This is a genomic window from Marilutibacter maris (assembly GCF_006546735.2).
Lineage (GTDB): Bacteria > Pseudomonadota > Gammaproteobacteria > Xanthomonadales > Xanthomonadaceae > Marilutibacter > Marilutibacter maris.
Genome location: NZ_VICD02000240.1, coordinates 1 through 13,980 on the forward strand (window position 1 = coordinate 1; position 13,980 = coordinate 13,980).

10 protein-coding genes are annotated in these 13,980 nt (G+C 69.4%); 1 reads left to right on the forward strand and 9 read right to left on the reverse strand.

From position 1 onward, the window contains the following. From FKV24_RS13940 to FKV24_RS13955, 4 genes are all read right to left on the reverse strand, one after another. Window positions 1-2,417 (reverse strand): ankyrin repeat domain-containing protein (locus FKV24_RS13940; RefSeq protein WP_141482804.1); only part of this gene is annotated, 2,417 nt, incomplete at its 3' end. Further along, the gene (locus FKV24_RS13945) at window positions 2,410-2,679 is read right to left on the reverse strand and encodes a YcgL domain-containing protein (protein WP_111265239.1); all 270 of its coding nucleotides are present in this window, start codon (window positions 2,677-2,679) and stop codon (window positions 2,410-2,412) included. The genes FKV24_RS13945 and FKV24_RS13940, both read right to left, overlap by 8 nt. 192 nt (window positions 2,680-2,871) lie before the next feature. Continuing rightward, window positions 2,872-3,885, reverse strand: coding sequence for a cytochrome d ubiquinol oxidase subunit II (cydB, locus tag FKV24_RS13950; protein WP_111265238.1), 1,014 nt, complete (start codon window positions 3,883-3,885; stop codon window positions 2,872-2,874). Beyond that, complete coding sequence (locus FKV24_RS13955) at window positions 3,885-5,297, reverse strand: cytochrome ubiquinol oxidase subunit I (protein WP_141482805.1); 1,413 nt, start codon at window positions 5,295-5,297, stop codon at window positions 3,885-3,887. The genes cydB and FKV24_RS13955 overlap by 1 nt, the downstream gene beginning before the upstream one ends. 154 nt (window positions 5,298-5,451) lie before the next feature. Here FKV24_RS13955 and FKV24_RS13960 point away from each other — a divergent pair, with 154 nt between their 5' ends. After that, window positions 5,452-7,884, forward strand: a complete 2,433-nt coding sequence (locus FKV24_RS13960) for a S9 family peptidase (RefSeq protein ID WP_141482806.1) — start codon at window positions 5,452-5,454, stop codon at window positions 7,882-7,884. Between the two features lie 176 nt (window positions 7,885-8,060). Here FKV24_RS13960 and FKV24_RS13965 read toward each other — a convergent pair whose 3' ends face one another. The 5 genes from FKV24_RS13965 to FKV24_RS13985 form a co-directional block, all read right to left on the reverse strand. Continuing rightward, window positions 8,061-8,666: a TrbM/KikA/MpfK family conjugal transfer protein gene (locus tag FKV24_RS13965; protein WP_141482807.1), complete on the reverse strand. Its 606-nt coding sequence runs from the start codon at window positions 8,664-8,666 to the stop codon at window positions 8,061-8,063. Window positions 8,667-8,948: 282 nt separating this feature from the next. Further along, a complete protein-coding gene (locus tag FKV24_RS13970; protein ID WP_141482808.1) occupies window positions 8,949-10,088 on the reverse strand; it encodes a Tle-like phospholipase domain-containing protein in 1,140 nt (379 codons plus the stop codon). Next, the gene (locus tag FKV24_RS13975) at window positions 10,085-10,705 is read right to left on the reverse strand and encodes a hypothetical protein (RefSeq protein ID WP_141482809.1); all 621 of its coding nucleotides are present in this window, start codon (window positions 10,703-10,705) and stop codon (window positions 10,085-10,087) included. Before FKV24_RS13975 ends, FKV24_RS13970 begins: the two co-directional genes overlap by 4 nt. A gap of 163 nt (window positions 10,706-10,868) precedes the next feature. Next, window positions 10,869-12,554, reverse strand: coding sequence for a peptidoglycan-binding protein (locus FKV24_RS13980; RefSeq protein WP_141482810.1), 1,686 nt, complete (start codon window positions 12,552-12,554; stop codon window positions 10,869-10,871). A 102-nt stretch (window positions 12,555-12,656) separates the two neighbouring features. Next, window positions 12,657-13,430 carry a hypothetical protein gene (locus tag FKV24_RS13985; RefSeq protein ID WP_141482811.1) on the reverse strand — a complete coding sequence of 258 codons (774 nt, stop codon included), beginning with the start codon at window positions 13,428-13,430 and terminating at the stop codon, window positions 12,657-12,659. Window positions 13,431-13,980: the final 550 nt, after the last annotated feature.

Below are 13,980 nucleotides of genomic sequence, written 5' to 3' on the forward strand. Positions count from 1 at the left end.
GTCTGGCCGTCGGCGGCGAGCAGGTCCGGAGCCGCGCCATGGGCGACCAGCCGGCGCAGCATGTCGTCGCGGCCCAGCGCCGCCGCCAGGTGCAGCGCGCTCATGCCGTGGCTGTCGCGAACGTTGAGGTCGACGCCGCAGGCGAGCAGGCGCTCGAGCAGGCGCGTCCAGCCCATCCGCACGGCCTGGGTCAGCGGCGGGTCGCCGGTGTGAGAAGTCGCGAACGGATCGGCGCCGCGCTCGACCAGGGCCAGCGCGATCGGTTCGCCATGACGGGCACCGCCCTTGTCGGCCACGCAGGCCGCCATGAAGCGGGCCAGGCCACCGACACCGGCGGGCGTGTGACCGTAGCGCAGCAGGATTTCGAGCTGGGGCCAGGCGTCCGGGCCATGGTCGAACCATTCGAACATCGCGATGTCGCCGGACGGATTGAGAACCCCGGCGTCGGCGCCGTGGCGCAGCAGCCATTCGACCTGCGCGGCGCCGGGCAGCGGCTCGATATGTAGCATGCGTCCGAGCTCGATCGCCGACATCAACCGCGCGACCGGTACGGCGCCGTGCTCGCGCCCCTCGGCCAGGGCGTCGCGCAACAGCGCCGCTGGCGGACGGTCGGGCAGCGGCGTCTCGCTCTCGCCGTCGACTTCGTCGCTGATGCACGCCGGCATCGCGTAAGCGGCATCCAGCGCCGCCACCAGCGCCCAGCGACCGGCCTCGGCGGCGCGGTCGACCGCGCGCTTGCCCTCGCTGTCGCGATGCTCCGGCGAGACGCCGAGTTCGACCAGCCGTTCGATCAGCGCCGGCGTGGTCGCATCGGCCATGCAGGCCAGCTGCAATGCGTTGCGGCCACTGGCATCCAGGGCGACGGCCTCGTCGGCGCCGTCGCGCGGCAGGTGCTGGAGCAGTTGTTCCAGCACCGCCAGGCGGCCGGCACGCGCCGCCTCCAGCACCGCGTTGTGGCCCTGGCTGTCGACCGCGGCGGGGTCGGCGCCGGCGGCGAGCAGCACCGTGATGATGTCCTCGTGGCCGGCCAGCACCGCCTCGTGCAGCGCGGTGCGTTCGCGCGCGTCGGTCGCGTCGACCCGCGCCTTCTGCTTGAGCAGCAGTTGCACGCCGACCGGATCGTCGTCCTCGCCGCTGGCGGCGGCCAACAGGGCGGGCCGGCCGTCGGCCGGATGCGGGCGGGCGCCACGCTCGAGCAGGAAGCGCGCCAGCCGCCAGTTGCCGCAGGCGCAGGCCACGCCCAGTGGCGACTGGCCCTCGTCGTTGAGCGCGTCGACATCGGCGGCGGCGTCGCGCAGCAGCGCCGCGACGCCCGGGTCGGAACTGCGTGCGGCATGGTGCAGTGGGGTGTTGCCATCGCCGTCGCGGGCGCGCGGATCGGCGCCGTTGGCAAGCAGGGTCATCACCGCATCCGGACGGCCGTGCCAGCTGTCGCGGGTCGCGGCGATCAGCGGCGTCATGCCGCCATGGGCGGCATTGAGGTCGACCCCCGCCGCGATCAGCTGGCGCAGCAGGCGCAGATCGGGCAGCACCGAGGCCAGTGCCGCCAGGTTGCGGCGATCGCGCTCGCCCGCCGGTGGCGGCGCGTGCGGATCGGCGCCGGCCTCGATCAGCTCCAGCGCGCGCTCGACCCGGCCACTGCGGGCCGCGGCGTACAGGGCCGGAACCAGGGCCTCCGTCGAAGGCGCCTGCTCGACCGGCTCCGGGGGCGCTTGCTCGGCTTCGGCGCCGGCCATGCCGTGCACCGGCAGCCCGCCGACCATCACCACCGGGTCGGCGTCGCGCAGCCGTTGCAGCAGCAGATGCAGGGCCGGCGAACCCAGCGCCAGGACCACGGCAACCGCCCAGCGCCAGGCGCCTGCCGGAAGCCCCGGCCAGGCCAGCAACACGACCAGCAGCAGCGGCACCAGCACCGCGACCGCGGCCGCCAGTCCGCGCCAGGCACCGGGCTCGACCTCGGCCAGCGCGCGCCAGGCGGCGGCCAATGAACCGCCGTCGCGCTCGATCCGCTGCCATGCCGGCCAGATGCGCCACAGCGCGATCAGGGCCAGGCCGACCATGGCGCTGACCGCCAGCGCCGCCGACAGCGTGCCCTCGGCGATCAGCGCCGACAGCGGCCAGGCCAGCAGCAAGGCCAGGACGATGCCGGTTCCGCCCCAGGCCATCAGCAGCGGCAGTCCGTCGCCGCGCCAGTCCGGGGTCTTGCGCACGGCGCCGCCACGCCAGCGGCGCACGGCCAGCGCATAGGCCGGCTGCGCCAGGACGCCTGTCAACGCGGCCACGACGCCGCCAAAGCCGCTCAGAACGGCCAGCAGCGCGCCCGCCGCGACGGCAAGCAGCAACCCATGGTCCGGGCGCGTCGAACCGGCCGTCTGCGCGGCCTTGCCGGGTCGTTCCGGACGAGCCTGCTCAGGCATCGGTGCCCCAGTCCTCGGTCATCGGGTCCGCCACGGTCGGCGGGAATTGCAGGTGGAAGCCGCGCGTGGTCAGGTTCTCGCGGACCACGGCCGGATCCTCCTGGGCCAGCTTGCGCCCGGGTCCCAGCCCAAGCTCGAGCACGAACGCCAGCGAACCGAGCTGGGTGCGCAGCGGCTCGGGCAGGCGGGCAAAATCGTCGCGCGCGGCCAGATACACATAGGTGTCGGCCTTGCGGAGGCTCTTGTAGACGTAGGCTTGCATCGTGGGCGACGGCGGGCCGGGAGACCGGTCCGGATAACGGCTGCGACGTGATGATGCGCACAGCATACCCGCCGGCACGGCCGGCTTGAACTCGGTTGCGCGACGGTTGTCGCAGCCGGCATGGCCGAGGCCGGGTCGCGGTTCAGGCAAGCCCGCGGCCGACGCCGCTCCTACCGACAACCGGCGCTCGGCTCAGTGATACCCCGCGTCGGCGGCGATCTTGCCCCTGAACACGCTGTACGACCACCAGGTGTAGCCGAGGATCGCCGGCAGCAGCACGACCAGGCCGGCCAGCACGAAGCCCTGCGAGGCCGGCGGCGAGGCGGCGTCCCAGATCGTCAGCGACGGCGGCACGATGTACGGCCACATGCCCAGCACCAGGCCGGCGAAACCCAGCACGAAGAAGCCCAGGGTCAACAGGAACGGCATCCCGTCGCGGCCCTCGCGCACCACCGCCCGCCACATCGCCCAGGCGGTGGCCAGCACCAGCACCGGCACCGGCGACAGCCACAGGAAGTTGCCGCCTTCGAACCAGCGCGCCATCACCCGCGAGTCGAGGAACGGCAGCCAGGCGCTGACCAGGCCCATGAACACGACCACGACCAGCACCAGCGGCCGGGCCAGGGTGCGCGCGACCTTCTGCAGGGCGCCCTCGGTCTTGAGGATCAGCCAGCACGCGCCCAGCAGCGCGTAACCGAACACCACCGCCGCGCCGGTCAGCATCGAGAACGGGCTGAACCAGTCGAACGCGCCGCCGACGTACTTGCCCTCCTGCAGCGGCATGCCCTCGACCAGCGCGCCGAGGATCACGCCCTGGGCGAACGCCGCCAGCAGCGAGCCGAGCGAGAACGCCGCGCCCCAGGCGCGCTTGGCGCGCTGCGCCTTGAAGCGGAACTCGAAGGCGACGCCGCGGAACACCAACGCGATCAACATCAGCAGCACCGGCAGATACAGCGCCGACAGCACCACCGCGTAGACCTTGGGGAAGGCCGCCAGCAGGCCGGCGCCGCCGAGCACCAGCCAGGTCTCGTTGCCGTCCCAGATCGGCGCGGCGGTGTTCATCATGTGGTCGAGCTGCCCTTCGTCCTCGGCGAACGGCGCCAGGATGCCCAACCCGAGCACGAAGCCGTCCAGCAGCACGTACATCAGCACGCCGAAGCCGATCACGCCGAACCACACCACCGGCAGCACGGTCTGCATGTCCATCACGCACCCTCCTTCGCGGCGGTGTCCTCGATCGATTCATCGGGCACCGACAACGGTCGCATCGGGGTCTTGTCGACCGCGCCCGGGGAAGGCGGCGACTGCGGCACCGGTCCCTTGCGGATCAGCTTGTACAGGTACCAGATGCCGGCGCCGAACACGATCGCGTAGGCCGCCGCATAGATCAGCAGCGAGGCCATCACGCTGGCGCCCTCGATCGGACTCACCGCGTCCGCGGTGCGCAGCAGGCCATAGATCACGTAGGGCTGGCGGCCGATCTCGACCACGTACCAGCCGGCCAGGATCGCGACGAAGCCCGACAGGGTCATCGCCCGCCATCCGGCCAGCACCCAGCGCGTGTCGTACAGACGCTTGCGCCACCATGCCCACAGCGACGCCAGCACCAGCAGCAGCATCGCCACGCCGAGGCCGACCATCACCCGGAAGCTGTAGAACACCGGCTTCACCGGCGGCCGTTCGCTGGCCGGCACCGCGGTCAGCGGCTCGATCTCGCCGTCCAGGCTATGGGTCAGGATCAGGCTGCCCAGGCGCGGGATCGCGACCTCGTAATCGTTGCGCTCGGCCGCCTCGTTCGGCACCGCGAACAGCACCAGCGGCACGCCCTCGCCCTCGGGCTTGTGCTCCCAGTGCGCCTCCATCGCCGCGACCTTGATCGGCTGGTGCTCGCGCGCATTGAGTCCGTGCAGATCGCCAACGAAGATCTGCACCGGCACGGTGATCGCCGCGAACAGCACCGACATCCGCAGCATCCGTGTCGCCGCCTCGCGATGCGTGCCCCGGTACAGGTAGCCGGCGCTGACGCCGCCGATCACGAAGCAGGTGGTGATGAACGCCGCCAGCACCATGTGCGCGAGCCGGTACGGGAACGACGGATTGAAGATGATCGCGGTCCAGTCGGCCGGGTGGAACACGCCGTCGATCAGTTCATGGCCCTGCGGCGTCTGCATCCAGCTGTTGGCGGAGATGATCCAGAACGTCGAGATCAGCGTGCCCAGCGCGACCATGCAGGTCGACAGGAAGTGCAGCTTCTCCGACACCCGGCCCCAGCCGAACAGCATCACCCCGAGGAAGGTCGCCTCCAGGAAGAACGCGGTCAGCACCTCGTAGCTCAGCAGCGGACCGAGGATGTTGCCGGCCTGCTCGCTGAGCACCGCCCAGTTGGTGCCGAACTGGAAGCTCATCACGATGCCCGACACCACGCCCATGCCGAACGAGACGGCGAAGATCTTGGTCCAGAAGAAGTAGAGGTCGCGCCAGACCGTGTCCCGGGTGCGCAGCCAGCGACTCTCGACGAAGGCCAGCCAGCTGGCCAGTCCGATCGTGAAGGCGGGAAACAGGATATGGAACGAAACGACGAACCCGAACTGGATCCGGGACAGCAGCAATGGGTCCACTGGACGTGCCTCCACGGCACGCGGAGGAGGTGCCGCGGCTGGTCATTATCCTCTTGCCGCGCGCGCGGCGAAAGTCGGCCATGACCGATGGCCCGATCCGGCACAGGTGTCGCCTGCTACGCTGCGACGGTTTTCCTGCCGGAACGTCGATACGATGCGCCTTTCACTGTCCCGCCTTCCGCTCGCCACGGTGCTCGCCGCGGCCCTGGTCGCACCGCCCGCCCTGGCCGGCGACGACACCCCGACCCTGACGCCGTCGCAGCCGCTGACCCTGGCCCAGGCGATGGCCGACCCGGACTGGATCGGACCGCCGGTCGAGGCCGCCTGGTGGGCCTGGGACGGCAACAGCGTGCAGTACCGGCTCAAGCGCGAGGGTTCGCCCGTGCGCGATACCTGGCAGGTCGCCGCGAGCGGCGGCGACCCACGGCGCATCGACGGCGCCGACCGCGCCGATCTGGACGCCCCAGGCGCGGTTGTGGACGCGCAACGTACACGGGCCGCGTTCGCGCGCAATGGCGACATCTTCGTCCGCGACCTGCGCAGCGGCGCGCTGACCCAGGTGACCCGCAGCGACGCCGCCGAATCGCGCCCGCAATGGAGCCGCGACGGTAACTTGGCGTTCCGCGCCGGCAACGACTGGTTCCAGTGGCGCGCCGGCCAGGGCGTCAGCCAGGCGGCCCTGGTCAAGGCCGAGGACGGTCCCGGCCAGGCGCCCGGGCCCGACGACCTGCGCGACCGTCAGTTGCGCCTGATCGAGACCCTGCGCGATGAGCGCGCCCAGCGCGACGCGGTGCGCGAGCAGGAGGACGCCTGGCGCGCCGCCGACCCGACCCGCGCGCCGAAGGCGGCCTACCTGGGCAAGGATGTCGTCATCGAGGACAGCGCGCTCTCGCCCGACGGGCGCTGGCTGCTGGTGGTGACCACGCCCAAGAACGGCGATGCCGGCCAGGGCGGCAAGATGCCCAAGTACGTGACCGAGTCCGGTTACGAGGAGTTCGAGGAAGTCCGCACCCGGGTCGGCCGCAAGGCGCCGGCGCCGCACCGGCTGTGGCTGATCGAAACCGCGACCGGCCAGGCCGGCGAGCTGAAGTTCGCGGCCCTGCCCGGCATCGGCGACGACCCGCTGGCGGCGCTGCGCAAGGCCGCCGGCCAGGAGCCGCTCAAGGGCGAACGCGCGGTGCGGGTCGAGACCGACGGCGACGGCACCGGTCCCGCGATCCACTGGAGCGACGACGGCCGCCACGCCGCGGTGCTGCTGCGCGCGGTCGACAACAAGGACCGCTGGATCGCGACCGTGGCGCCGGCCGCGGGCCAGGTCGACAGGGCCCGGCTGCAGACCCGTCATCGCCTGACCGATCCGGCCTGGATCAACTGGCGCTACAACGACTTCGGCTGGACTCCGGACGGCGCGCTGTGGCTGCTGTCAGAGCAGAGCGGCCACTCCCATCTCTATATCAGCGAGGACGGCGGCAAGCCGCGCGCGCTGACGTCCGGCGATTGGGAAGTGTCGCAGCCGCAGCCGTCCGCCGACGGCCGTACCTTCTACTTCACCTGCAATCGCGACTGGCCGGGCGACTACGAGGTCTGCGCGGTCGATCGCGATGGCGGCGGCGTGCGTGAGGTCACCGCGCTGGATGGCGTGGAGAACTTCGTGCTGTCGCCGGACGGTCGCCGCCTGCTGGTCCGCCACTCCGACAGCTACCTGCCGCCGCAGCTCTCGGTGGTCGGCAGCGACGGCGGCGACGCGGTGCAGCTGACCGATACCCGCAGCGAGGCGTTCAAGGGCCGCGACTGGATCGAACCCGAGTACGTGCAGGTGCCCAGCCGCCATGGCGCCGGCCGGATCTGGGGCAAGTTCTACGGCCCGCAGACCTACGAGCCGGGTCGCAGGTATCCGATCGTGATGTTCGTGCACGGCGCCGGCTACCTACAGAACGTGCACGACCGCTATCCGGCCTATTTCCGCGAGCAGATGTTCCACAACCTGCTGGTGCGCGAAGGCTACATCGTGCTCGATCTCGACTACCGCGCCAGCGCCGGTTACGGCCGCGACTGGCGCACCGCGATCTACCGGCAGATGGGCCATCCGGAACTTGAGGACTATCTGGACGGCCTGGAATGGCTGGTCGCCCAGAAGCAGGGCGACCGCGATCGCGCCGGCATCTACGGCGGCAGCTACGGCGGCTTCATGACCTTCATGGCGCTGTTCCGCGAACCGGGCGCGTTCAAGGCCGGCGCCGCTCTGCGACCGGTCACCGACTGGTCGCAGTACAACCACGAGTACACCTCCAACATCCTCAACACGCCCGAGCTCGACCCCGAGGCCTACCTGAAGTCATCGCCGATCGAGTACGCCGATGCGCTGCAGGACAACCTGCTGATCGCCCACGGCATGATCGACGACAACGTGTTCTACAAGGACTCGGTGATGCTGGCGCAGCGCCTGATCGAGCTGCGCAAGGACAAGTGGGAGCTGGCCAGCTACCCGCTGGAGCGCCACGGCTTCGTCCATCCCGACAGCTGGTACGACGAATACCGCCGTATCCACGAGCTGTTCAATCGGGTGCTGAAGGAAGGACGGGACTGAAGCCTCGGCCGGCGGCGCCCTCCCGGAGCCGCCGGCCGGGCTCCGGTCCCGGCTCGAAAGCGGTCGCGGCCGCAGCGGCGCAAGGGTCGCGACGATCTGCGATTGCGATCTCCAGAAACGACGATCCCGGGCCAGCGACGCTGACCCGGGACCGATGGAACCGCAATGGCGGACGGTTACTTGGAGCTGCCCAGGTTGAACATGCCGCCCCTGCGCTCGCGCTCACGCGCCTCGTCCTCGCGACGGATGCGCTCGTTGTACGCGGCCAGAGCGGTGTCGTACTCCTGCGGCTCGACCCAGTGACCGCCCCGCTCGGGAACGCCGACATAGCGGGCCGTGGTGTCGTCCAGGTCGGTGTACTCGTGCCGGGTGTAACGGTTGCAGTACTCGGGAATCTGGTTGCGGATGTAGAACTGCCGGTCCTCACGGTCGCCGTACCAGTCGCGCAGGGTCACGTTCAGCGACCGGGCGTCGCAGCGTCCGGCGCCGCGCGAGATCGCACGCACCAGATCTCCCATCTGCGGGGTCTGGTTCGACACCGGGCACAGCTGCAGGAAGTTCAGGCGCGCCTTCAAGGTATCCGACAGCTTCTTCTTCTTGATGCCGAAGTAGCGCGAAAGCGACGGCGAACACTCGCTGGGGCGCGAGCCCGAGGACAGGCACAGGATGGCCTCGCAGGCGGCCCCCTGATCGCCACCCAGGACGTCCTGCGCGCTGGCCGCGCCTATCGACCCCAGGCTCCCGGCAAGCGCGATTGCGGCAACCAACAGTTTCTTCCTCATGATCAGACACTCCTTTGTTACGCGGTTTGACGTCATCGCGGCGATGATCAGTGTGCGACGCCTCGCGACAACGATGATGACAGGCTGGATCCGATCCCCGGATCGGACCCAGTCACGAGCGACAGGATTGTTTGTTGGACCGCTTTGTTGGACTGCATCACAAGCAGCTCCCCCCAACGTTTCGAACTGCGCGTCGCCCTGTCAACGCGTCGCAAGTCCCCTCCCCTCACATCCTGTGGACCACCCCCTCCATGGGCCAACGATGCCACCGATCGATGACGATCAGCGCTCCATCTCGATCTGCGGCGGCTGACGGTTCTGCTGCTGCGCGAACATCGTTTCCTGTTCCCGCGCCGGCTCCATCCGCTCACGGTGCGCGGCCACTTCGCGATCCCAGGCCTCCCGGCTCGCCGGATCGACCTCGCCGGAGAGCAGTTTGTCCAGGCGCGAATGCGCGTCGGCGGCGGAACCGCGCTCGCGCTCCTCGCGCGCGGCCGGCTCGCCCGCCGGAACCGGGCCGCGCAACCAGTCGATGCCATCCTGCACGACGCCAGCGGGACCGCGGCTGATGGTGGTGATGCCACTGCGCAGGCCTTCGACGTCGCCACGGTAGTCGCCGATCATCCGCTCGTGCTCGCCGGCCAACCGGCGTGCCTCGGGATCGCGCAGGCTCGACACGTCGGCGCGGCCATCGCCGTCGACGTTCAGGAAGTGGTGCATGCTGTGGGCGCCGAACGAGCGCCCGGCCGCCACCACCGGCATGTCGTTGACCAACATGTCGACGAAGCGGTTGTCGTGATAGCCGCTGGTATGCAGGCGACCGATCTCCTCCGCCTGCGCGTAGATCCGCACCTCGCCGTAGTGCGGGCTGGCCGCGCTGACCGGGTCGGTCGCCATCACGTGGTTGAGGACACGCTCGCCGCCCTCGGGGATACGGCGGTCGAGGCTGGCCGCGCCATAGGCATTGAAGGTCTCGCCGCGCAGGTCGAAATGGTGCGCGCTGACCTGGGCCAGGGTGCCGCCCAGCGAATGGCCGGTGACGCTGACCTCGGAAGCCTGGCCGTAGCGCTCGATCATCTCCGGGTCGCTCGCGTACTCACGGGCCCGGCGGGTAAGGCCGATCGCGTCGTCGATCTGGGCGTTGTAGCGCGACACCACCATGCCGGCGTCGGTCAGGCCGTCCTTGAGCGGTTCGCGATCGAACTCGGTACCGCGGTGGGCGACGACGATCTCGCCGCTGTCCATGCGTTGATAGATCGTGCCCTGATAGCCGTTGTCCGGGTTGTCGACGTGCTCAAGGATCTTGTAATCGACGCCCTCGATCTCGACCACCGCGCGGCGTGCGGCCAACTGGCCCATGTCGCCCGCGCTGTCGTAGGTATGACTGGCCAGGTTGGCGTACTGCTGGCTCGGAATCGTCATGGTGTCACCGCCTCCTGCGGAATGAGGGTGATCGTGAACAGATCACCGTCCTTCAGATACGAAGCCATCTTCGAACGGTCCGGCTGACCGGAGCTGGTGGGTTGCTCCAGCTTGGTCTCGGGGTGCCGCGGATAGCTGTTTCTGGTGTAGTAGATGGTCTTTTCCCGCCCCGCGGCCAGTTCCTCGTCGAACATGTCGGCCATGAACAGGGTTTCGTTCCCGGCACCGGTCGCCTTCAGCTGCACCTGCACGTTGAGCAGCTTCCAGTGGCAGACGCCGCGGCCGTGGTAGTCCTCGTCGACCATGCCGTCGGTGAACACCGTCGCCTCGTAATCGCCGTCGGGCTGGCGCACCAGCTCGAACGGAATCATCCGCATCGGCACCGGCGAGGCGTGTCCGCCCGGATTGTCCTTCGGCGGCGGCAGGCACTCGGTGTTGTCGACGTTGAACTGCATCGAGCCGTGCACCCAGCCGAACTCCCCGGGGGCGTTGCCGATCCGCATCGTCAGGCGACGGGTGTGCTGCGGACTGGGGTTCTCCCGGTACACGGGCGGGTTGTCCCGCTGGCTGCCCAGCTGGCTCTCCGACGGGTTGTTGGGCTTGGCTTCGTCGCTCATGGATGCACTGCACGCGGCCGTGGATGACAGAAGAAGGACCGACAGCGCCGCCGCCCATCGCCCCCTCCACAACACGTTGTTCGCAGCCTCCGCCCCCGCCGCTTGCGCGAGCGGGGACGTCCGGTCCATCGACGGTTTCATGGCGCCTGCCATCGGGTTCCGGTCAACGGCCCTGGTTCAGCTGGGCCTGCTGCTCGGCCGCCTGCCGCTGCTGCGCGTCCTGCTCCTGACGCGCCGCTTCCTCGGGCTGACGGTACGCGGCGACTTCGCGATTCCAGGCCTCCTGCGCGGCGGGGTCGACCTGACCCGCCATCAGACGGTCCAGGCGCGAACCGGCATCCGCCGCGGGCGCGGCGACCTCGGCACGCTCGGCGGCCCTGGCCTCCAGCTGGCGCTCCAGCGACTCGATGGTCCTGGGACCGGCGACGCCGTCGACGCTCAGGCCGTTGTCGCGCTGGAACGCGCGCAAGGCGTGATCGGTATTGGCGCCGAAGTCTCCGTCCAGGGCGAGCGCACGGCCATTGCGACCGGCATAGCCCAGCTCATGCAGGCTCTCCTGGAGCCGGCGGACCTGCTCGCCGCGGTCGCCGTCGCGCAGCAGCGCGCCCGGGTCCGGCGCACGCACGCCGGTTTCCGGAGCGGTCCGGTCCGGCGCCTGCGCGTGTTCCTGCAGCAGCTCGCGCGCCTCCAGCAGCGGGTCGCTGGCGAACAGCCTGACGCCGCGCGCCTGCTTGCCGGCCAGGTAGTCGTCCAGCGGCGACAGCTCCACGCCTTCGCCGCCACGCGACTGGCTGGCCATCAGCTCACCGGTGTCCGGATCGCGCACGACCATCACGATGTGGTCGATGCCGTTGAAGCGACCCGCGTCCCAGCCCTTGGCGCCATTGTCCTCGCCAATGACCATGCCTTCCCTCAGCGCGCCGAGATTGACCTCGTCGCCCTGGAGCAGGATGCCGGAACGCTCCTCGGCCTTCTCGACGATCCTGGCGGCGGAGTCGTAGCCGGGGCTGAAGCGGTCCTCGCGGCTGAACACCTCGCGACCGGCCTGACCGTTGATCTCGTCCATGGTCGCGTTCTGCATGGCCACGACCCAGCCCGAGCAGTCGACCCGGCCGCTGTCGGGGTTCTTGTCGCCGAACCCGTACTGCACGTGGTCGTAGCGCAGGCTCATCGCGTGCGCCGCTTCCAGGGCGATGCCGGCGGCGGCCGGCTCCGGCTCGGGGGCGCGCTCGGCCGGCGGCGTCTGGGTGACCGCCTCGATCCCCATCTCGGGGATCCGCACGCGGTCGAACTTGGTGTCCCAGTACTCGACGAAGGTGCTGGCCATGTCGCGATCGGACATCCGCCGGAACTCGTCGTAGCTGTGCCCGGTGATCGCCTCGATGTCGCTGCGGGCGACATTGTTGAGCAGGTTGGCACGGGTGCCCTGCAGCCTGAACTCGCCGGTCTCGATCGCCTGCTGTATCGAACGGTAGCCGCCTGCGCCCTGCTGGTGGGCCATGTACATGTCCAGACCGTCGGGCTCGGGGTTGCCCGACAGGAACGGGCGGCCGTCGCGCTCGTGCCGATTCATCAGCGCCTGGCGGTTGTCCATGTACAACTGCGCGGCGGCGTCGGTGTTGGCGACCGCGTCGAACTCGCGGCCGGCGATGCCGTATTGCGCGGCCGTGCCCGGGACGAACTGGAAGAGCCCCTTGGCGCCGGCGGCGCCGCGCGAGGCGTGCTCGTCGAACCGGCCGCCGGTCTCGATGTAGGCGAAGCGCAGGAAGTCGTCGCGGGGAATGCCGCGCTCGTTGGCTTCGCGCTCGATGATGTCCAGGACTTCCTGTCGCGTGTAATCACGATCCATTGACTGCTCCTTGAGAGTGTTGATGCGCGGCACTGCCGCATTGCGTCAACCGGGCGAATCCTTGCGCCTTGTGTTCTCGGTCAACCGGGTGAAACGGTGTAATCACTTGTCCTGCTTCCGATAGGACTTTGCCTCGGCGTCGTAGCCGTACTCGACCACGTCCGACGTGCTGAGCTCCTTGACCTTGCCGGGGCCCTCGATCGCGGTGCCCTCGAGCTCGACCTTCAACGACGGCATCGGATCGCCGTCCCGCGAAACGAACTGCAACTTGCCCAGGCTCTTCACGCACGAGAGGGTGACGCCCTCGTCGTCGCATGCCGCGCTGTTGTCCTCGCCCGTGTACACGTTGCCGACGTAGGTCCAGTGGTGCTCGTCGACCGGCAGTTCCTCCGCCGGGTTGTACACGAACATGTCGAACGACTCGATGCGGACGCCCGACTGCAGCGACCAGGTCGGGACGGCGAGCAGCAGACGCCCGTCCGATGTCTTGAATTCCTGGGCCTCGCGACCTTCATCGACCGCGTTGCCCTTGTCGTAGCCGCCGAACTTGCCGATGTAGGGCTCGGCACCGACGAAGGTCCACGGCTTGGCGCCGCTCTCGTCGGTCAGCTCGAAGGTGGCGTGCGAAAGGGAAACCTCGCTTTCCAGTCCCGGCCCGGCGTCGTCGGAGAAGATCTCCCGGGTGGCGTAGGCGAAGCCGGTGAAATAGTGCTTGCCGTCGAGCTCGAACCGATGGCCATACCAGTAGTTGGCCCACGCGCCGTTGGCGATCTCGTAGGACGTCGCGCCGTCGCCGTCCTTCTGATAGATCAGGTACAGGACACTGTCGGGAGTCGGCGGTTCGACAACATGTTCTTGCGTCTTTGCTTTTTCCATTCCTGCAACATCCTGCTCAGTGGGGGAATCGCCGACGGCCTCGTGCGGGGCCGCAACCCCGTCAGCCGGCGGACGTTCCGCGCTGCAGGCCGTCAGAGCGACAGCCAATGCAAGGGGCACCATCAAGGTGAGGGGAAGCCTGGACATGCCTTGTCGCGATTTCATCTCTTCACACTCTCGCATTGATGGAGCGGATCGAAAGCGGTTTCACGGACGGACATATGCACTCCCAGACCCGCTTCCCTATACACACTCATTGTGACCAAAAGCCTGTGGCCCGCCCGACGGGCCCGGATGCGCGTGGACCGCATCCATGGCCACGGACGCGCACTTGGTGACGATACCACCCACGGCGGCTGGCAGCATGCACGCAGCGCTCGACATCGCCGGCCCCAGTGTCTCCCGGGACCGGATGGGCTGACGTCTGTCGCACACGGTTCGCCCGGAGCCGTCACCATGCCCCCGCAACCCCGGGTCGCGGGAGCGTCCGCGCGAAGGATTCGCGAACGACGGCGCCGCGCCCTTGGGTCGCTTCACCGGCCCACAGGCC

Coding starts and splice junctions, on each gene's coding strand:
- FKV24_RS13970 (WP_141482808.1), bottom strand. CDS start 10,088: ATGACGATTCCGAGCCAGCAGTACGCCAACCTGGCCAGTCATACCTAC.
- FKV24_RS13965 (WP_141482807.1), bottom strand. CDS start 8,666: ATGAGGAAGAAACTGTTGGTTGCCGCAATCGCGCTTGCCGGGAGCCTG.
- FKV24_RS13975 (WP_141482809.1), bottom strand. CDS start 10,705: ATGAGCGACGAAGCCAAGCCCAACAACCCGTCGGAGAGCCAGCTGGGC.
- cydB (WP_111265238.1), bottom strand. CDS start 3,885: ATGGACATGCAGACCGTGCTGCCGGTGGTGTGGTTCGGCGTGATCGGC.
- FKV24_RS13980 (WP_141482810.1), bottom strand. CDS start 12,554: ATGGATCGTGATTACACGCGACAGGAAGTCCTGGACATCATCGAGCGC.
- FKV24_RS13985 (WP_141482811.1), bottom strand. CDS start 13,430: ATGGAAAAAGCAAAGACGCAAGAACATGTTGTCGAACCGCCGACTCCC.
- FKV24_RS13945 (WP_111265239.1), bottom strand. CDS start 2,679: ATGCAAGCCTACGTCTACAAGAGCCTCCGCAAGGCCGACACCTATGTG.
- FKV24_RS13960 (WP_141482806.1), top strand. CDS start 5,452: ATGCGCCTTTCACTGTCCCGCCTTCCGCTCGCCACGGTGCTCGCCGCG.